This is a genomic window from Flavobacterium rakeshii (genome assembly GCF_009741375.1).
Taxonomy (GTDB): domain Bacteria; phylum Bacteroidota; class Bacteroidia; order Flavobacteriales; family Flavobacteriaceae; genus Flavobacterium; species Flavobacterium rakeshii.
The window spans coordinates 137,737-156,619 of sequence record NZ_WOWP01000013.1 but is presented as its reverse complement, the minus strand read 5'-3'; the positions used below and the strand labels follow the sequence as shown (position 1 = coordinate 156,619).

Sequence of the window (18,883 nt, the reverse complement as noted above, 5' to 3'; positions counted from 1 at the left end):
TTATGGTATTATTTACTTTCTTTAAGTACCATATCAATTGTAATTGCTCCGGCAAGTATAGCTACTTTGTTATCGTTTTGAGCAAATTCAGGATGAATGGTTACATTGTATTTATCTGCAGTGGTGAAAATTTCTTTCATAGCACCATTCCACTTTTTATTAATAGTACCAATTTGGTTTTCGGTAGGGTCGGTAATATGGAAATTCCAGGCTTTCCAGTCTCCGTTTATTTTTGCGATATGAGAATCTGAAGCATCAAAAATATTGAACGTAGGCTTAAAGAATTTAAATTTTTGCTTTACGGTTCCTACCACTTTTCCGTGTGGATTTGTTATTGTTATTTTAGACATCCAAAAAGTCCACCCTCTTGATATTGATGCCTGAAGCCTGTCTTCAGAATCCCTGATTTCCAGTAAAAACGGAAGCATCGGCTTTTTAAGTAACAGTCTTAAAAATTTTTGACCGGCACTTAGTTTTTGCTTTACACTACCAATGTTTGCTCCTTGTTCATTATAAATCTGGTAGCAGTTTTCAAATTTAAAAAAGTTTACTTTTTCGTCGATAAAGTAACTGTTTGTTTCAAAAAAGTTTGAGTTCATAAAAATAAATTGTCCCTACTTATAAGGCGTTTCAGGATTTTGCCCCGTTTTTTTGTGGTTTCCGGACTCCACTTACGATTGGTTAGCTGTAAAAACAGACGAGGCGAAAATAAGTAAAAACTTATTATTTTAGATGAGGAAAGAGTTAAATTAGAAAAGCCGTATCGGGAACAGATACGGCTTTTCAACTAAACATAATCAGAACTACTAATTAATTAGCTTCGATTAAAGATTCATGAGCAAGAGTTTCTTTTTCTTTTTCAATATTTAATAAGATAAAAGACCTTTCGGCTGGATTACCGCTGTGCAGGGCTTTTACATTTTCAAGGGAAATATTCCCTGTTATGTATCCGGAATCATGATTTGCATATGACTCCTCAATGGTGTCAAAATATTCTTTTAAGCTTTCAGCCTCTTCCTTTTTATGGCGAAGCAGTACCTTAAGCGTAACCTCATTGCTAAGCAACAGGTTTTCTTCCTGGTATATTTTTTTGTATTCGTAACGGTAATCGTAGCTTAATGCAGAGATGTCTGACAGCACAGCAGAGGCTGTAGGATGTGCACCTGCACCACGCCCCACAAAGAAATGAGTATCAGCAAAGCTGGTTTTGGTTAGCACTCCGTTAAATACATCGTCTACAGTAAACAGGCGGTCATCGCTACCTACGAATTTAGGAATAACAAAAGCCGATAGGGTTCCCTGTGGTGTTTTAAACGCCTGGGCAACCAGCTTAATTTTAAGTCCTTTTTCGCGGGCATATTTAAGCTCCAGTTCACCTATGTTATCTATACCTATATTATATATGTCGTTAGGGTTTGCAATGTAACCAAATGAGTGTGCTAATAATATTAGCAGTTTGTACTTGGCATCAAAGCCCCCTGTGTCAAGAATAGGGTTACTCTCTGCATAACCGTTATCCTGAGCCTGTTTAAGGGCAGCCTCATACGAAAGGTTTTCTGCAAAAGTTTTGGTAAGTATATAGTTGGTAGAGCCGTTAACAATCCCTTCGATAGATTCTAAAAGGTCGTTGTCATAGTACTCTTCCAAATTTCTAATTATAGGCATACTGGCACAGCAGGCAGCTTCATATAAAAGCGGCACGTTGTATTCACGCTGTAATTCCAGTAGTTCGGTAAAATGTTCGGCAACCATCTTTTTGTTGGCAGATACCACCGCTTTCCCTTTTTTAAGAGCAGCCGCTACAATTTCAAAAGCAGCATCAGCATCATCTATAAGTTCTACCACCACATTTATATCTTCGTCGTTAAGGATGTCATTTTTGTCGTAAGTAAAGTTTTCTGCACCTATTTCACGAGCTTTGTTTTTGTCCTTAACACAAATGTTTTTGATGTTTGCTTTCAGTCCCGGAGTTTTTTCCAACACTTCGTATAGTCCGTAACCTACACATCCAAAACCGAATAATCCTATATTTAAATTTTTTCTTGACATTTTGTATTTCTTCTTTTGTGAGATGTTTAATTAAGCTGTTACGCTTGTTTTATCTGCATTAGCTTTAACAGCAGTGGCAATAGCCTGTTTTAAGTCGTCAATAAGATCATCAGCATCTTCAAGACCTACAGAAAGGCGTATAAGGCTATCGGTTACACCAGAGCTGTATCTCTTTTCTGCCGGGATTGATTTATGAGTCATTTCACATGGCAGGCAGCAAAGACTCTTAATTCCTCCAAGGCTTTCAGCCAGTTTAAACAGTTTAGTACTCGATACTATTTGTGAAGCCAGTTCTTTATCATCAATCACAAGATCAAAAGCGATTACACCACCAAAGTATTTTTGCTGACTTTTAGCAATCTCGTGGTTGTGGTGTGTTTTAAGGCCAGGGTAGTAAACATTTTTAATTAGTTTTTCTTCCTGTAAGAACTCAGCAATTTTCTGAGCGTTTTCGGCATGTTGTTTTACTCTTAGGGTAAGAGTTTCAATACCGCGGATTACTAACCAGCTGTCGAATGGTCCTAAGATAGCACCCGATGCGTTTTGTATGAATTTGATTTTCTCACTTAGTTCCTGTGTAGAAGTTACCACAAGACCTGCAATTAGGTCACTGTGACCTGCAATGTATTTAGTTGCACTGTGAATAACGATGTCTGCACCAAGATCGATAGGTTTTTGAGAAACCGGCGATGCAAAAGTGTTATCTACGCAAAGCAGTATGTTGTTTTCTTTTGCTGTTTTTGCAATAGTGCGTATATCAGATACTTTTAGGGTAGGGTTTGTAGGCGACTCAATCCAGATAAGTTTTGTTTTATCGGTAACTGCATCGGCTACGTTTTGAGCGTTTGTAGAATCTACATAGTTAATTTTGATTCCGAATTTTTGGTACACGTGAGTGAACAGGCGGAAAGCACCTCCGTAAATATCGTCTACTGCTATAACCTCATCTCCTGCTTCAAGAAGTTTTATAACTGAGTCGATAGCTGCCAGTCCGCTTGCAAAAGCAAAACCTCCGTGTCCGTTTTCAAGTGCTGCGATACAGTCTTCAAGAACCTTACGTGTAGGGTTGTTACTGCGTGAATAGTCGTAACCTTTGTGAACGCCCGGTGCGTCTTGTACAAATGTTGATGTTTGGTAAATAGGGGTAGCGATTGATCCTGTTAGTTCGTCTACCGGAATGCTGTTAAGAATTAAAGTTTGCTCTCTCATTTTTTTGCTGTTTAGAATATTTGACAATTTTTTAAATCCTGTTAAAAAAACATTCTAAACCAGTCTATCGGAAAGTGCATAAACAAAAAATGCCTTTCCGATAAGTCAGAAAGGCACATAATATTTTGAAGTATTATCTACGTATTTCTAAACTTATCTATCCACATTTGCATGTGGTTGAATGTGGCACCTTATTCAAATTAATGAACAGGTTGCCAAGATGTCATAGGGTCAAATCCCTCGATCTTTCTGGATAAGAATTATTTTCTAAAGAACTTGCTGCAAATTTAAAGCACAATGATTTTAATTTCCAAATAAAATTTAAAATATTTTTTATTTAACTGAAAATCAAATATTTAAAAACAGTGTTTTTTTGATTTTAATGAGCTTGGAACTGAGAAAGTGTTATGAAAAAGATGGCAAAAAGTGCTAAAACGAGTCCGGCATAATTAAGTTTTGACATTTTTTCTTTAAAAAACAAAATCCCAACCAGGCTTCCAAGTACAATTACCCCCATGTTCATTCCGGCAAAAACAGTCGACGGATTTTCAGAAAATGCTTTATGCGCTTTTAAGTAAAAAAGAATATTACAAAAGTTGAAAATCCCAACCAGTGCTCCGAAAGCCAAATTCATGAGGCTTAGTTTTTCTCTACTCACAATCAGTTTAAAAAATACATACAACCATGCCACGGCTAAAGCTCCGCAAAACACTATAAAAAGCGATGTGGTGTAAGGCATGGTATTGTGCAGGGCTATTTGTTTAAAAAGTATATCTACTATACCAAAGCCCAGTAAAACAATAGTAGGGTAAAACCACTTTGAAGCACTATTATTATCTTTTTTAGAGAGTATTAAGGCTATAGCGGGGAAGCCTACAAGCAGCGCTATAATTTTATAAGTATTAAAACTCTCCTTAAAAATAAAGTAGGCTGCCAGTATAGGTATAAACAGCGACAGGCGTTGGGCAGCATCGGTTTTTACTATCCCCATGTGCTTAATGGATAGTGCTAAAAATATAAATATAGAGGGAAGCAGTACCGCTAGCGGAATATAAATATGCCATGTAGCATTACTATCTACGGTACTCATATCGGGTTTAAAAAACTGATAGCATAACCCTACGGCAAACACATAGTTCCAGGCTACAATCTGGCTAATGTTTACAGGGTAATTTTTTGCAGTTTTAAACAGTACACCAACGGTAACGCTGCATATAATACTTAAAATGAGGTATAACATCGTTAAAAGAATTTGGGCAAAAATACTATCTTTTCAGTTTTTGCAAGCATCTTTTGTATATTTGATTCCGCTATGAAATCGTATTAAGAATAAACCATAAATCCTTACAGGGCGTATATTCTGTAAAGAGTAAGGTTAAAAATTAAAAAAATGAAAAAGCAGTTCCTATTACTGTTACTTATATTCACTGCAGTATGTAGTGCTCAGGAAGATGCCTGGGTATATTTTACCGATAAACCGGATGCCGACTATTACTTTGAGAATCCGCTTGAAATGCTTTCTCAACGTGCGTTAGACCGCAGAGCTGCACAGGGTATTGAACTGGACGAACTGGATGTTCCTATTCATCAGGAATATATAGACGGAGTAACAGCTGCTACCGGAATAACGGTAATGGCAAAATCAAAATGGCTTAATGCTCTGCATGTAAGAGGAGGTCTAGTTGATATAGCTGCACTAACTTCACTGGAGTTTGTAGACAGTATAGAGTATGCCGATAAATCACTCAACAATTCCGGCAGGCCAGCAATAGCCTCAAGGCAACAACAAGTGAATAAAACACTGGATGTTCAGGCTAATTTTGATTATGGTATGAGCACTACCCAAATACAAATGCTTAACGGACACGTACTGCACCAGCAGGATTATACCGGAGAAGGTATGATAATAGCCGTACTGGATTCGGGTTTTCCGGGAGTAAATACAGCACAACCTTTTCAAAACCTGTTGAATAACAACCGTATTTTGGGAGGTTATAATTTTGTTGCTGCAACAGATGATTTTTATACCGGTAATCAGCACGGTACCTTTGTGCTTTCTACCATGGGAGGGTATGTTGAAGGGGCACTTGTAGGTACTGCACCCGATGCTTCTTACTATCTTTTTGTAACAGAAGATACTACATCTGAAAATCCTGTGGAGGAATCTTACTGGGTAGAGGCAGCCGAAATGGCAGACAGCCTTGGGGCAGATGTAATTAATACCTCACTGGGGTATTATGATTTTGATAATCCTAATTATGATTATACCTATGATGACCTTGATGGTCAAACCGCATTTATAACACGTGGAGCTAATATTGCCTTTACACGCGGTATGATTTGTGTAAATGCAGCAGGAAATACGGGTAGTACCGAAAAACCTTATATTGAGGTTCCTGCCGATGCTGCTAATGTACTTACAGTTGGCGCAGTTAACTATGAAGAACAAAGGGGTAATTTTAGTAGTATAGGGCCAACGTTTGACGGAAGGTTAAAGCCCGATGTTATGGCACTGGGAGTGGCTGCTATTTATTCTAAAACCGATGGTGAAATAAGCTTTGGTAACGGGACATCGTTTGCAAGTCCTATTACGGCAGGTTTAGTAGCCTGTTTATGGCAGGCATTGCCTGAGAAAACCAATACTGAGATTATGGACCTTATAAAAGGTTCGGCAGACAGGTTTAATAACCCTGATTATGACTACGGTTACGGGATACCTAATTTTGCTTTGGCATTAAACGAACTATCTATACAGGAACTATCTAAAAAGGATTTTGTAGTATATCCAAACCCTGTAAACAATGTATTTTATATAGCCCTTCCGGATGATGTGACTGTGGCTTCGGTTACAGTTTATAACGGTTTGGGGCAAATTGTTTTACAGCAGGAAGTTATTGCTAATCAGGCAATATCGCTTAGTGATTTATCTTTAGGGTTTTATAATTATAAAATAACTTCGGGAAGCAAAGCGAAGACCGGAAAATTAATCAGACAATAACAATATAAATTCATTAGTTTAATGAACAAAATCACTGAATTATTTAATATAGAATACCCTGTAATACAGGCAGGGATGATTTGGGCCAGTGGCTATAAACTGGCAAGTGCAGTAAGTAATGCGGGAGGGCTTGGTCTTCTGGGAGCAGGGTCTATGTATCCTGAGGTACTGCGTGAACATATACAAAAATGTAAAAAAGCAACCGATAAACCTTTTGGTGTAAATGTGCCAATGCTGTACCCAAACATCGAGGAGATAATGAATATTATTGTGGATGAGGGAGTGAAAATCGTGTTTACATCTGCCGGGAATCCTAAAACATGGACAGCATGGTTAAAAGAGCGTGGTATTACCGTAGTACACGTGGTAAGTAGTGTAAAGTTTGCCCTAAAGGCTCAGGAAGCAGGGGTAGATGCTGTTGTAGCCGAAGGCTTTGAAGCAGGCGGGCATAACGGTAGGGAAGAGACCACTACGTTTACACTTATCCCTATGGTAAAAGAAAAATTACAAATTCCGCTTATCGCAGCAGGTGGTATTGCAACAGGCAGAGGGATGCTTGCCGCTATGGTACTTGGTGCCGATGCTGTACAGGTAGGTAGCCGTTTTGCAGCTTCGGTTGAGTCGTCTTCGCACGATAACTTTAAACAGGCAATAGTAAACGCACAGGATGGCGATACGCACCTTACTCTTAAGGAGCTTGCTCCGGTAAGACTGATAAAGAACAAGTTTTTCCATGATGTGATGGACTTATATACAAAAGCCCCTACGGTAGATGATCTTAAAACATTACTGGGCAGGGCACGTGCTAAAAAAGGTATGTTTGAAGGTGATCTTGAAGAGGGTGAACTTGAAATTGGGCAAATTGCCGGGCTTATACATGAGGTAAAACCCGCAGCAGCAATTTTAGAGGAAATTATAACCGATTTTAAAAAGGCGAAGCAGGAAGTTGTAAGTCTTTAAACATAAAAAAGCCCGGCAGTTAGTGTCGGGTTTTTAATTTTTTATAGGTTGTAATAAGCTGTAGCATAAAAAATATCTGTGCTATAACAAAGGCAACTGTAGACAGGAAAAAAGCTTTAAAAACCATACCTGTATTTTCAGTATAAAAGTTAAGATATATATTGGTTTTATATAAAAACACTATAAGTAGCGGAATGCTGAGTAGTACATGGATTATGACCAGTAGCTTGTTAAGTGACCATTTTTTTATAAAAGCCCACAGGTAAATTAATGCTGTGAATAGCAACCAGGGAGTTATAAAAAACGAGAGGAAAAAATGAGGAGGCAATACGGTTGTATGCCATCCCGGAATTACACTCATAGCAAAATCAGCAGGGGTGATGGCCACCCATACAAAAAACAGGCTAAATGCTACCAGAAATAAAATTAATGTGGTTGTAACTATTTTTCTCATGATATTTTTTTGTTTTTACCTGTTTTGTAAGCAGTAAATAATGCTATTAAAATTAGTATTACTTCTATGGTAATCATAATCGTATGATTAGCTATAAAATAGTATTCTTCGTGTTCAATTTTTTGAGGCTGTGCGCTAAGAGGAGGGTATAAAGTCCATCCTCCTGATGAACTAAGTTTATCATTTATAATAATTGCTTCAATCCATAGTAAGGCAATTAGTACAGTAAATAATATAAAGACAATATTTATAAACTTGTCCCTGAATTTATTGATTAAGGTTCTTATTCCGTAAATAAGAAATCCGGGCATCACAATAAGAAGGAGAATTAGTGGAAAATGATCTATTACAAAATAAGTATCGTGCACATTTATATCTATTGTTGGATCTTCGAAAGAGTAGAGAAAAACACATGGTAGTAATAAAATAATTAACCAAATGGTTTCCTTAAGATATTTATTCATTGGTGTGGTTATTTACAGTGCTGCAATATATAAAAAAAGAGGTTGTCACAAGTCAATCCTTTACAGGATTAGTGTCATTCTGACGAAGGAAGAATCTCTGTTTTCTTAGCAGATTTTCGACTCCATTTCGTTTTGCTCAAAATGACATTTGAGACAACCTCTTTTTAGATATAATTTTGTGCCGTACCGGAATTTGTTTTCCACTTTTCCATTTCGACCTTGTGAAGCAATCTCTAAGGCTTATTATTGAGATTTCTCGACTTCACTGCGTTTCGCTCGAAATGGAACTTTTAATACGGCTCCTTGTTCTTTTAGAATTTGTTTTCCACTTCGGCTGCTTCCAGCATAAGGTAATGCAGGTCGATGTTTTTAACAAACGGCTTAAGCAGTTGGCTACCCGGACCAAACATTGCCAACTCTACATAATCTGCAGAGTGATTCATACTTATCCATCCTACCGAGTTGTGTTCTTTTTGCATTTCTGCAAAAGCCTTAAACGGTAAGTGTTTGTAGTTATAAAGTCCGTCTTCTTTTTCAAGTCCGTTATAATAGCCTAATACCGTTTTAGCCTCCTCCTGAGAGATAGTTCTTCCGTTGGCGTGTTTTATTATTTCCCTAACCTGATCTACACTTGAGTCACTGTGAATACTGTTAAGTATCCATTCGTTAGTTTGAGTATAGCTCTGGATGCTGTCAAAGTTACTGTTTGCTTCTTTACCGTAAATAATACCAGGGTTGGCATTACCGTGATCGGTAGTGATAACAACAAGGGTATTACCATCTTTTTCGGCAAAATCAATAACAGCTTTAATAGCATCGTCAAAAGCAGTTTGGTCGTATAAAAGTGCACCAATATCATTAGCGTGTGCACCCCAGTCTACCTTACCTGCTTCAATTTGAAGTACAAATCCGTTTTTGTGTCCCTTCATGCGGTCTATAGCCTTTTGAGCCATTTCGGCAAGGGTAGGAGTATTATTGGTAAGTTCTTTACTGCTTCTGCGGTCTATGGTATATGGAAGTCCGTCATCAGCAAAAACACCAAGTATAGGTTTGTCATTGCTTGCTGCCATCATTTCGCCACGAGTACGGGCAACCTGCCATCCTTTAGCTTTATAATCGGCATAAACGTCTTTCTTATCTTTTCTTTTATCGGCACTAAAGTAATTGTTACCACCACCCATCATTACATCAAAGCCCAGTTTTAGGTACTCTTCAGCAATTTCGGCCTGTGCATTACGGCTGTCGCTGTTTACACAAAATCCTGCAGGTGTAGCGTGTGTAATAGGCACTGTAGTAACACAGCCCGCCATTTTACCCGCTTTTTTGAATTTTTGCCATATAGGCATGTTTCTTTCTCCGTTAGGACCTACATTAAGGGAACCGTTGTTTACCCTTGCACCGCCACCCCACGATGAACTTGCAGCAGCAGAGTCGGTCACTATAGAACTGGCCGAAGCCGTATCCATAAGTGCCCTGCTAATACGCTGGTCTTTATAAAGCTGTAACCAGTTAGACCCTTTACCGTTTTTACGGTTAAGGTATAAATCGGCCATGTTTAGCGTACCTGTACTCATACCGTCACTAACCATGAATATAATGTTTTTAGCCTTTTTGTTTTTATCTAAACTATTGATGTCAAGTACCTGTGCAGTACCTTCAAAAGGATTAAGGACAGCAGTGCCTATGGTGAAAAGCGAACCGTTCCTGAAAAATTTTCTCCTGTTCATTTTTTTATTTTGTTAATCGTAAATAGGAATCCGCCAAATTTACACAACTATACCTACAAGGGGTTAAAGAGCAATGTTATTTAAACTTTAAGGAAAACTGTACAAAAGTTTAAGTAACAACCCGGCAAAGGTACACAAGTTTTAATGAACAGCTTGGGGTTTAACATTTTGGTTTAGTTAGCCTTAATTACGTTTTTTTATAAAATAATAAATTCCGGTAACGACTATCCATGTAATAAGGCAATCCAGTATAAGGTTTATTATTTTCCATTCCCAGTTTAGAAAATCATGCCCTGCCCAAAACTGATAGTAGTAAACAAAGGGGAATCCTATTTTAATATTAAATCCGTAAGTGTTAGATAAAGGATTAAGCTGAGGTAATATCATAATAAAGGAAACCGAAAAGAATACCAGTATGGATAATAGTAAGCCCTTTATTATTGTTTTAAGATGAGGTTTCATGTGGTTAAGGTTTGTATTTCAAATATATCAAAAAAACAAAAGACCGAAGCTTTACAGCTCCGGCCCTGAAACAATAACAAGTATATATAACCTAACTAAACCGTAATAGGTTCATCTTTAAAATCCATAACTACCTGGTTACGGATTATATCTTCAAAGGTTTCCCTTTTTCTAATAAGGTGGCCTTTTCCTTCATACCATAATACCTCTGCCGGACGAACTCTTGAATTGTAGTTTGAAGCCATAGAGAAGCAGTATGCCCCCGAATTCCTGAAACAAAGCACATCGCCTTCTTTTATTTCAGCAATCTTTCTGTTGCTTGCAAACGTATCGGTTTCACATATATATCCTACAACCGAGTAAAAACGGTCTTTCCCTTTAGGGTTACTAATATTTTCAATGTGATGGTGCGAACCATAAAACATAGGGCGTATAAGGTGGTTAAAACCTGTATCAATTCCTGCAAATACAGTAGAGGTGGTTTGTTTTACCACGTTTACTTTTGCAAGGAAGTAACCTGCTTCACTTACCAGGAATTTACCCGGTTCAAAAGCAAGGGTAAGGTCTTTACCATACTCCTGGCAAAATGCGTTGAAACGCTTGCTCAGTTTTTTACCCAGTTCTTCTACATTGGTTTGAATATCATCTTTTTTGTATGGTACTTTAAAACCGCTTCCAAAATCAAGGAATTCAAGGTTTTTAAAGTTAAGTGCTGCTGTAAACAGTATCTCAGCAGCATAAAGGAATACTTCAATATCCAGTATGTCAGATCCGGTATGCATGTGTATACCGTTAATGTTCATCCCTGTATTTTCCACAATCCTTAAAAGGTGAGGCATTTGGTGTATTGAAATACCAAATTTACTGTCTATATGCCCTACAGATATGTTACTGTTACCACCCGCCATTACGTGAGGGTTGATACGGATACATACCGGTATATTAGGATGTTTTGCGCCAAACTGTTCCAGTATGGACAGGTTGTCTATATTGATTTGTACGCCAAGTGCAGCTACCTCTTCAATCTCTTCCATAGAAACACCGTTAGGGGTGTAAATAATGCTTTCGGGCTTAAAGCCGGCCATAATACCGAGTTGCACTTCCTGTATGGAAACGGTATCAAGGCCGGAGCCCATCTGTTTAAGCAATTTTAATATAGAGATGTTTGATAACGCTTTTACGGCATAATTGATTCTTAAATTTTTTACCTTTGAAAACGCATTTTCTAAACGATAATACTGCGTTTGGATTTTAGCCGCATCATACACATATAGTGGACCTCCAAACTCTTCGGCTAACTGTAATAAATTATTTGCTTCCATTTCTTTTTCTTAGATATACTTGTTTCGGTAGCAAAATTATTTACAAATTCAATTCCAGTCAATTAATTAAAGTATACTAACAAAATATAACAAAAAGTTAAAAATATAACTTTAGCAATTTACTATAACGATTTAAATCACTATAAAAAAATACCGGGCTCATCCTTTAAGCGTAGTAACGTATAGTAGCTTATGGATTTGCCCGGAACTGGGTAACAATTAAAAAATGATGTTGTGGTTAACTATATAAATAAATATGATTCTGATTAAATAGGTGAGGCTTACTGTCTTACTAGGGTTACGAGATAACCGTCTATATAGGTCTCATCAAGTGTAATGGTATTGTTTTCCATCTTGAAGCACCCTAAATCATTATCATTAACAATAAGAGAAGTTTCACACCCAAATGTAGTTGATTCGGTTACCATAAACTGAAAGCTGTAATTACCTGATTCAAAATAATCATTAGCCTCCTCATCAGTATTATTATTGGTAACGGTAACAGTACCGTTTTCATTAAACTGCCAAACAATGGTTCCGGGGTCAAATTCCTCGCTGGTTCCGGCAAACCCGCCATTTACTTTTATAAGCGACCAGCTGTCGTAAAAACTTTTGTCAACAGGACTGTTGTCATCGTCATTATTACAGCTTAATGTTAAGCTTGTAATGAGTAGTAATAATAGTAATTTCATGGTTTTCATAGGCAATGGTTTTACTATTAGATGATTAAACCTAAAAAGGGTTGCGTGACCCAGTATTAAGGATTGGATAAAAAATTAAAAATACTTTCGGTCATTGGATTGAATTTTCTATTTTTGTTCCACTTTTAATAAGATAAATGCATTAATTATGAATTTACACGAATATCAGGGAAAACAAATACTGGCAAGCCACGGCGTACGTGTACAGCGCGGTATTGTAGCTAACAATGCTGTGGAGGCTGTTGCTGCCGCTAAAGAATTAACTGCCGAAACCGGAACAGAATGGTATGTGGTAAAAGCACAGATCCACGCAGGTGGCCGCGGTAAAGGTGGTGGTGTTAAGCTTGCAAAAAACCTTCAGCAGGTAGAAGAGATTGCAGGACAGATTATAGGTATGGACCTTATCACGCCTCAAACTCCTCCAACAGGTAAAAAAGTTCATAAGGTACTTATCGCTGAAGATGTTTACTATCCCGGAGAAAGTGAAACTTCAGAGTTCTATATGTCTGTACTTTTAAACAGAGGTAAAGGACGTAACATGATTATGTATTCTACTGAAGGTGGTATGGATATCGAAGAGGTTGCAGAAAAAACGCCTCACCTTATCTTTACTGAAGAAATTGATCCTGCAGTAGGCCTACAGGGATTCCAGGCAAGAAGAATTGCATTTAACCTTGGTCTTTCAGGTAATGCATTCAAAGAAATGGTAAAATTTGTTGACTCTCTTTATACTGCTTATGTACAAAGTGATTCATCTCTTTTTGAAATCAACCCTGTACTTAAAACTTCAGATAACAAAATTCTTGCTGTAGATGCTAAAGTTGTTCTTGATGACAACGCACTTTACAGACAAAAAGAATATGCAGATATGCGTGACGTTCGTGAAGAAAACCCAATTGAGGTTGAAGCGAAAGAAGTAGGACTTAACTATGTTGACCTTGACGGTACTGTAGGTTGTATGGTAAACGGTGCAGGTCTTGCAATGGCTACTATGGACCTTATTAAGTATGCAGGTTTTGAGCCGGCTAACTTCCTTGACGTAGGTGGTACTGCAGATGCTAAACGTGTTGAGACTGCTTTCCGTATCATTCTTCGTGATCCAAACGTAAAAGCAATTCTTATCAACATTTTTGGTGGTATCGTTCGTTGTGACCGTGTTGCTCAGGGTGTTGTTGACGCTTACAAAAACATGGGTGACTCTATTAAAGTGCCTATCATTGTACGTTTACAGGGTACTAATGCAGATATCGCTAAAGAACTTATCGATAACTCAGGTATGCCAATCCTTTCTGCTACTCTATTCCAGGAAGCTGCAGATCAGGTTAAAAATGCTTTAAGCTAATAAGATAAACCAACAGGTTTTATATATAAAAATCCCTCGCATTGCGAGGGATTTTTTATTTGGTATTCTTTATTTCTTTTTCCTCTTGAGTTCTATAATTCGGTTAACTTCTTTAACCAGTAGGGGGAAAGCAGGTTCGGTCATGTTATGCCCATAACCTTCCAGTTCATAAAGGCGGGTATCTTTATGGCCTGCTATTTTCATCATTCTTGCCATATAGGCATTTTCCTCATAGCGTCCCAGCATTTCCATTTCCCTGTCGCCTGTAATTAAAAGCAACGGAGGTGCATCGGCACGTACATGGAACAACGGAGCATACTCATCTACAAATGGTTGTTTTTCAGGAATGCCTCTTTCTTTTCTTACAGTAAAGTGAGTTATGCACTGCCCACTAAACGGAATAAGTCCGGCAATCCTATTAGAATCGATATCATATTTGGCAAGGTATTTTTGATCCAGTCCAACCATGCTTACCAAATAACCTCCGGCAGAGTGACCCGATAGGAAAACAAGCGATGGATCTCCGCCATATTTTTCAATATTATTGTATACCCATGCTACGGCAGCGGCACTGTCTTCAATATAAGCAGGCGCTTTTACATTTGGGCTTAAACGATAGTTTACACCTACAATGCAATAGCCTTTGTTTTTAAGGTATTCGGGTATTTCTTTATTTCCCTGAGTTATCCCTCCGCCGTGAAACCATACTATGGTAGCAAAGTTTTTGGTATCCTTAGGTAAGTATATGTCCAGTACGCAACGTTCGGCTATATAGGAATCCGATTTGTTTGTTGCCTGGTCGTAATACTGGATGTTGGTTTTGGTAATATATTCCGTTTGTGCTTTACTTACTGTAGCAGTAAGCAAAAACAGGAATAGTAAAAGTTGTTTTTTCATTGAAAATGATGTTAGATATTATTAAAAGATGGGTAGTTCAAATATAAAAAAATCCCGAGCTATGCTCAGGATTTTATAAAACTAATATTTTTTAGAAGTAATTGTAGGTGCAAATTTCATTAGTGATACCTTCAGGGCTTGTCGTGTACTCAGCCGTAGGATAACCATTTTCATTTACTGTATAGTATACATTTTCTGAAGCAATCATATTAGGGAATAAACCGTGCTTATTATTGTATACACTTAAACCATCACTATTTTCAAGATAATAGGTAGTTTCATAGTGCTTTTTAAACGAGTAATAATATGGATTTTTTGTTTCTTCATAAGTGAAATTAATGGTTTCGGGCTCACTATTGCCTTCAAGTACCCGTATAATACTTGTAATGTTTCCGGTTGCGTCATATATATAATCTACAACATCCAGATGGGAAATGCTTGAAGCAGGATCTAAATCGGTCATTTTAATAATACGTCCCTGTTGGTCCAGTAAAAGTTCCCTTTTTTCAAGTTCATCCCTGATTACATAATACATATGTGTTATTACTTTGCCTTCCTCATAAAACAGCTCTGTGTAATCTCCAAATGTCTCAGACCATAGTTTAGTTATTCTCCCTTGGTCGTCATACTCATACATGTATTCTGTTCCGTATTTTGTTCTCTCTGATAATCTATTATTACTATAAAAATATTTTCCGTTAAATTTGGTGTCACCATCTGCTTTAGCAAGATTATGTTCGGCATCATAGAAATAGTGTTCACTAAAATCAAGAGCAGGTAATTCGTCTTCAGAATTTTCTGTTACAGGGTAGATTACTGATTTAAGTAAACGACCATCTTCTACAGATGGATTATTGCCGGAATCATCTTCAGAACACGAAATAAGGGCTAATGCTACACAGGGTAGGGATAGGTATTTAAAGATACTTTTCATAGGTATGGTTTTTTATCCCTAAATGTATAAAATTATTTTACAACATTACACTGTGTTAACTCGTTAAGGAAACCAAGTACCTCTTCAACCGACTGTACCCTGTATTTTGCAGATGTATTGCCCGAACCTACCTTAACCGAGTGCTGGTAGCTGCCGGTAAGTTTTTCGAATAAATCTTCATCAGTCTTATCATCACCAAAGGCAAGTATAAAGTCGTAATCTTCATTAAAAATACTGTTTTTATAAGTAGTCCCCTTGTGGGCAAGGAAGTGTTTAACCTCAATTACCTTATTGCCGTCTATAATTTGAGTGGGCATGTTGTATAGCTGATTCTTTAGTAGCGAAAGCAATTCACGTGATGCCAGGAAGCCCTGTCTTTGCTCTACATTTCTGTAGTGCCATGCCACCCCAAATTCTTTTATCTCTACAAAACTTTCAGAGTTGGTGTCTACATAATCCTGCATTATTTCTATCACGCGGCCTTTCCATTCGGGTGTACCATTTATAACCGACTCCCATTTGTCTCTTTTTACATATCCGCCGTGTTCGGCAACAAGGCCTATAGGGAGTTCGCCAAGCCATTTTTCAAGGAACTCCCTGTTACGCCCGCTAATAATCCATACATCGTTTTTTGGGTCGGCAGCAAGGGTATTCAATAGTTTTATGAGTTTATCATCCGGAACAGCCATTTCGGGCTTTGGTTGCAGGTTTACCAGTGTACCGTCAAAATCAAGGAGTAGCAGTCTTTTTTCTGCATCTTCATATTTTTCATAAAGCTCAATCCTTTCGTCTCCGGCAAGCGCTACGGCTTTGGTATCTTTATTATGAATTTCTTCGGTTTCATTTAAAAAGTCGGAAGCCCATCTAAATACATCATGCTTTTTTAAATAGCGTTGCATGTGTTCCAGCCTGCGTGCCTGTTCTTCCTCACTCATGGTAAGTCCGTAATTCAGTTTAAGGGCTATCTGTTCAAAATCGTGAGGGTTTATGGTAAGCGACTCCTGTAATTCTTTTGCTGCACCTGCCATTACACTCAATACAAGAGCTCCTCTAAGGTCTTTTCGGGAGGCAACATACTCTTTTGCTACAAGGTTCATTCCGTCTCTTACAGGCGATATAAGTGCGGCATCGGCACTGGTGTATAATGCAATTAGCCTGTCAAAGTCGACCGACTGGTACTGGTACACCACAGGTGTCCATTTATAGTTACCCAATTTACCGTTTATACGTGCTATAGTGAGTTCAATCATTTTTTTACGCTCGCCATATTTGGTTATCTCCTCGCGCGATGGTACAATAACAAGCAGGAATACTACCTTTTCTCTCCATTCTGGGTAGGTATTAAGGAAGGTTTCATAGGCATTAAGCCTGTTTGTAATTCCTTTTGTGTAGTCAAGCCTGTCTACCGAGAAGATTATCTTTTTATCCTTATAAAGGTCTTTTATTTCGTTGCGTAGTTTTACCACATTAGGATTATCATACGCATTATGGAACTTATCAAAATCGATACTGATAGGGAAGGAGCCTACCTTGGTACGATGTGTATCCTGACTAAACAGGAAGTTTTTATGAGGGAAACCCAGCATTTTCTCAATACATTCGGTAAAGTGGATAGCATTTTCCCAGGTATGGAAACCAATAAGGTTACTACCCATTACACCTTCCATAAGGTAACGCCTTACTTTATTAGGCAGTACCCTGAAGATTTCAAAGTTTGGGAAGGGGATATGCAGGAAAAATCCAATTTTTGCCTGTGGGTGCTTTTCACGTATTATTTTTGCCAGTCCCATAAAGTGGTAATCGTGTATCCAAACAATGTCACCGGGTTCATATATGCTGTTTACCTTATCGGCTACAATCTCATTAGCTGCTTTATAGGCTTCAAATCCGTCGTGGGTATATTCTATAAAGGAAGGGAAGTAATGAAACAGTGACCATAGAACAGAATTACTGAAAACATTGTAAAAATTACGGTTAAGCCTGCGCTCTAAGTACACGGGATCAATATCAAAATTGCTGTCGTAGTTGTTTTTGTTTTCTTCCCAAAGCTGTTGGTCAAAATCGGCTACACCTACCCAGGTAAGGTTCTTTTGGCTTTTTTCAGAGTAGGAGAGTACTGCTGTTGCAAGCCCTCCGGCACTTTGTGTGATTTTTACATTGTCTTTTTGTCTTTTTATAGACAGAGGTAATCTGTAAGATACGGTAATAATTTTCATTTTTCGGCTTTTTGCCTGATGGTAGTAGAAGCCTGCCATACAGGCGATTCACTCAAATTTACAAAACGAATAGCGTATGGGAGTTTAATAGAATGTTAGTTAACATATATTTATTAAACTTTTGTGGGATTGATAAAATGAAAGAAAAAAATTACGAATCTATTAAACAGAATATTCCAATAATGCAGTATAAGGGTCACCTTTTAGGTCTAAAAGTATAGCGAAGGCAGGTTCGGTTTTAATGCCTTTGCGTTTTAGGTTAATTATTTGCTGTTTGAAATGTTCTCCTTTTGCCTGTAGGATTTCAAATTCCTTTATCATGTGGCGGTAGGCGTTTTGTTGTTTTACAGGTATGGCCTGCCCGAAAACTTCTACTTCAAACCCGTTAAGCCAAAAACGGACTATAACACTATGTACCCCGTTAATTAGCTTTTCATTGATGTTAAAGTCTTTTTCCGACTTAAAATTATCGGTTAAAGCTAATATAAAAGATTCCCTGTCCTGATATTCACAAATAATATCAAGATCGCTGTTTTCTATATTTATAGCTATAGGATAGGTGCCTGTTAATAGCGGAGTAAAGCCCGAAAGCTTCTCCATAATCTTTGCCTTTGTTAATACAGTATAAACTTCCTGTTGTATGGCATTGCCTGTTTTAAGGTAGGTTATGGTATCAAACTGGTTCAAGGTTAGTCCTTATTTGGTTTTTTACCGTTTTTAAAACGGGTTTTATCCATTATAGGTTCTTTCTTTTTAGGCTTGTTGAATTTTTTTACCGGTTTTTTTGCAGTACCTGTTGCTTCACCCTGTGTTTTAGGTTTTGGCTTAGGTTTGCCTTTATAAGTACCCGGTTTTTTTGGAGCAGAAGTATCTTTACCTGCTTCGGCTTTTATAGCAGCCAGTACTTTTTTAGGGTCTTTTGGCTCATCTTTAGTACCACGTAAGTGAATAATAAGTCCGTTTAAAAAGTTGCGTAGTACCTGATCGCCGCAATCCATATAATTTGGGTGGTTCTCATTACGGAAAAACGCTCCCAGCTCAGGTTTTGAAATCCTGAAATCCACCAGTTGTAAAATATCAACAATCTGGTCGTCACGAAGCTGAAGTGCTACCCTTAGCTTTTTAAATATATCGTTATTATTCATTAC

18 protein-coding genes and 1 riboswitch are annotated in these 18,883 nt (G+C 37.8%); of the genes, 3 read left to right on the top strand and 15 right to left on the bottom strand.

Going from position 1 to position 18,883, the window contains the following annotated elements:
* Positions 1-8: 8 nt before the first annotated feature.
* From GN157_RS04520 to GN157_RS04505, 4 genes are all read right to left on the bottom strand, one after another.
* Entirely contained in the window at positions 9-599 is a 591-nt protein-coding gene (locus GN157_RS04520) for an LURP-one-related/scramblase family protein (protein ID WP_157481920.1), read from the bottom strand.
* Between the two features lie 211 nt (positions 600-810).
* Positions 811-2,049, bottom strand: a complete 1,239-nt coding sequence (locus GN157_RS04515; protein WP_157481919.1) for a homoserine dehydrogenase — start codon at positions 2,047-2,049, stop codon at positions 811-813.
* Between the two features lie 30 nt (positions 2,050-2,079).
* Entirely contained in the window at positions 2,080-3,258 is a 1,179-nt protein-coding gene (locus GN157_RS04510; protein ID WP_157481918.1) for a trans-sulfuration enzyme family protein, read from the bottom strand.
* A gap of 150 nt (positions 3,259-3,408) precedes the next feature.
* Positions 3,409-3,518: riboswitch (SAM riboswitch) on the bottom strand.
* Between the two features lie 119 nt (positions 3,519-3,637).
* Complete coding sequence (locus GN157_RS04505) at positions 3,638-4,498, bottom strand: EamA family transporter (protein ID WP_157481917.1); 861 nt, start codon at positions 4,496-4,498, stop codon at positions 3,638-3,640.
* Positions 4,499-4,648: 150 nt separating this feature from the next.
* On the opposite strand from GN157_RS04505, the gene GN157_RS04500 reads away from it, so the two are divergent.
* The gene (locus tag GN157_RS04500; protein WP_157481916.1) at positions 4,649-6,256 is read left to right on the top strand and encodes a S8 family serine peptidase; all 1,608 of its coding nucleotides are present in this window, start codon (positions 4,649-4,651) and stop codon (positions 6,254-6,256) included.
* Positions 6,257-6,277: 21 nt separating this feature from the next.
* Positions 6,278-7,216 carry an NAD(P)H-dependent flavin oxidoreductase gene (locus GN157_RS04495; protein WP_157481915.1) on the top strand — a complete coding sequence of 313 codons (939 nt, stop codon included), beginning with the start codon at positions 6,278-6,280 and terminating at the stop codon, positions 7,214-7,216.
* A gap of 19 nt (positions 7,217-7,235) precedes the next feature.
* Here GN157_RS04495 and GN157_RS04490 read toward each other — a convergent pair whose 3' ends face one another.
* From GN157_RS04490 to GN157_RS04465, 6 genes are all read right to left on the bottom strand, one after another.
* A complete protein-coding gene (locus GN157_RS04490; protein ID WP_157481914.1) occupies positions 7,236-7,670 on the bottom strand; it encodes a hypothetical protein in 435 nt (144 codons plus the stop codon).
* Positions 7,667-8,134 (bottom strand): hypothetical protein, encoded by a 468-nt coding sequence (locus tag GN157_RS04485; protein WP_157481913.1) that lies wholly within the window; start codon positions 8,132-8,134, stop codon positions 7,667-7,669. The genes GN157_RS04490 and GN157_RS04485 overlap by 4 nt, the downstream gene beginning before the upstream one ends.
* Positions 8,135-8,445: 311 nt before the next feature.
* Positions 8,446-9,861, bottom strand: a complete 1,416-nt coding sequence (locus GN157_RS04480) for an alkaline phosphatase (RefSeq protein WP_157481912.1) — start codon at positions 9,859-9,861, stop codon at positions 8,446-8,448.
* A 183-nt stretch (positions 9,862-10,044) separates the two neighbouring features.
* Positions 10,045-10,323 (bottom strand): hypothetical protein, encoded by a 279-nt coding sequence (locus GN157_RS04475; RefSeq protein ID WP_157481911.1) that lies wholly within the window; start codon positions 10,321-10,323, stop codon positions 10,045-10,047.
* A gap of 95 nt (positions 10,324-10,418) precedes the next feature.
* On the bottom strand, positions 10,419-11,645 hold the full coding sequence (lysA, locus tag GN157_RS04470; RefSeq protein ID WP_035131969.1) for a diaminopimelate decarboxylase: 1,227 nt from the start codon (positions 11,643-11,645) through the stop codon (positions 10,419-10,421).
* Positions 11,646-11,926: 281 nt separating this feature from the next.
* Positions 11,927-12,346, bottom strand: coding sequence for a hypothetical protein (locus tag GN157_RS04465; RefSeq protein ID WP_157481910.1), 420 nt, complete (start codon positions 12,344-12,346; stop codon positions 11,927-11,929).
* Positions 12,347-12,494: 148 nt separating this feature from the next.
* Between GN157_RS04465 and sucC the strand changes: the two genes are divergently transcribed.
* Complete coding sequence (gene sucC / locus GN157_RS04460; protein ID WP_157481909.1) at positions 12,495-13,688, top strand: ADP-forming succinate--CoA ligase subunit beta; 1,194 nt, start codon at positions 12,495-12,497, stop codon at positions 13,686-13,688.
* Between the two features lie 69 nt (positions 13,689-13,757).
* Here sucC and GN157_RS04455 read toward each other — a convergent pair whose 3' ends face one another.
* The 5 genes from GN157_RS04455 to GN157_RS04435 all read right to left on the bottom strand — a co-directional run bounded on the left by GN157_RS04455 (position 13,758) and on the right by GN157_RS04435 (position 18,880).
* Positions 13,758-14,585 carry an alpha/beta hydrolase gene (locus GN157_RS04455; RefSeq protein WP_157481908.1) on the bottom strand — a complete coding sequence of 276 codons (828 nt, stop codon included), beginning with the start codon at positions 14,583-14,585 and terminating at the stop codon, positions 13,758-13,760.
* A 91-nt stretch (positions 14,586-14,676) separates the two neighbouring features.
* Positions 14,677-15,519 carry a hypothetical protein gene (locus GN157_RS04450; RefSeq protein ID WP_157481907.1) on the bottom strand — a complete coding sequence of 281 codons (843 nt, stop codon included), beginning with the start codon at positions 15,517-15,519 and terminating at the stop codon, positions 14,677-14,679.
* A gap of 32 nt (positions 15,520-15,551) precedes the next feature.
* Positions 15,552-17,735, bottom strand: a complete 2,184-nt coding sequence (locus GN157_RS04445) for a bifunctional alpha,alpha-trehalose-phosphate synthase (UDP-forming)/trehalose-phosphatase (protein WP_197429392.1) — start codon at positions 17,733-17,735, stop codon at positions 15,552-15,554.
* A gap of 162 nt (positions 17,736-17,897) precedes the next feature.
* Complete coding sequence (locus GN157_RS04440; protein WP_157481905.1) at positions 17,898-18,422, bottom strand: DUF4269 domain-containing protein; 525 nt, start codon at positions 18,420-18,422, stop codon at positions 17,898-17,900.
* A gap of 2 nt (positions 18,423-18,424) precedes the next feature.
* Positions 18,425-18,880 (bottom strand): DUF1456 family protein, encoded by a 456-nt coding sequence (locus GN157_RS04435; protein WP_157481904.1) that lies wholly within the window; start codon positions 18,878-18,880, stop codon positions 18,425-18,427.
* Positions 18,881-18,883: the final 3 nt, after the last annotated feature.

Coding starts and splice junctions, on each gene's coding strand:
- GN157_RS04465 (WP_157481910.1), bottom strand. CDS start 12,346: ATGAAAACCATGAAATTACTATTATTACTACTCATTACAAGCTTAACA.
- GN157_RS04500 (WP_157481916.1), top strand. CDS start 4,649: ATGAAAAAGCAGTTCCTATTACTGTTACTTATATTCACTGCAGTATGT.
- lysA (WP_035131969.1), bottom strand. CDS start 11,645: ATGGAAGCAAATAATTTATTACAGTTAGCCGAAGAGTTTGGAGGTCCA.
- GN157_RS04490 (WP_157481914.1), bottom strand. CDS start 7,670: ATGAGAAAAATAGTTACAACCACATTAATTTTATTTCTGGTAGCATTT.
- GN157_RS04450 (WP_157481907.1), bottom strand. CDS start 15,519: ATGAAAAGTATCTTTAAATACCTATCCCTACCCTGTGTAGCATTAGCC.
- GN157_RS04475 (WP_157481911.1), bottom strand. CDS start 10,323: ATGAAACCTCATCTTAAAACAATAATAAAGGGCTTACTATTATCCATA.
- GN157_RS04485 (WP_157481913.1), bottom strand. CDS start 8,134: ATGAATAAATATCTTAAGGAAACCATTTGGTTAATTATTTTATTACTA.
- GN157_RS04510 (WP_157481918.1), bottom strand. CDS start 3,258: ATGAGAGAGCAAACTTTAATTCTTAACAGCATTCCGGTAGACGAACTA.
- GN157_RS04480 (WP_157481912.1), bottom strand. CDS start 9,861: ATGAACAGGAGAAAATTTTTCAGGAACGGTTCGCTTTTCACCATAGGC.
- GN157_RS04515 (WP_157481919.1), bottom strand. CDS start 2,049: ATGTCAAGAAAAAATTTAAATATAGGATTATTCGGTTTTGGATGTGTA.
- GN157_RS04505 (WP_157481917.1), bottom strand. CDS start 4,498: ATGTTATACCTCATTTTAAGTATTATATGCAGCGTTACCGTTGGTGTA.
- sucC (WP_157481909.1), top strand. CDS start 12,495: ATGAATTTACACGAATATCAGGGAAAACAAATACTGGCAAGCCACGGC.
- GN157_RS04455 (WP_157481908.1), bottom strand. CDS start 14,585: ATGAAAAAACAACTTTTACTATTCCTGTTTTTGCTTACTGCTACAGTA.
- GN157_RS04435 (WP_157481904.1), bottom strand. CDS start 18,880: ATGAATAATAACGATATATTTAAAAAGCTAAGGGTAGCACTTCAGCTT.
- GN157_RS04445 (WP_197429392.1), bottom strand. CDS start 17,735: ATGAAAATTATTACCGTATCTTACAGATTACCTCTGTCTATAAAAAGA.
- GN157_RS04520 (WP_157481920.1), bottom strand. CDS start 599: ATGAACTCAAACTTTTTTGAAACAAACAGTTACTTTATCGACGAAAAA.
- GN157_RS04495 (WP_157481915.1), top strand. CDS start 6,278: ATGAACAAAATCACTGAATTATTTAATATAGAATACCCTGTAATACAG.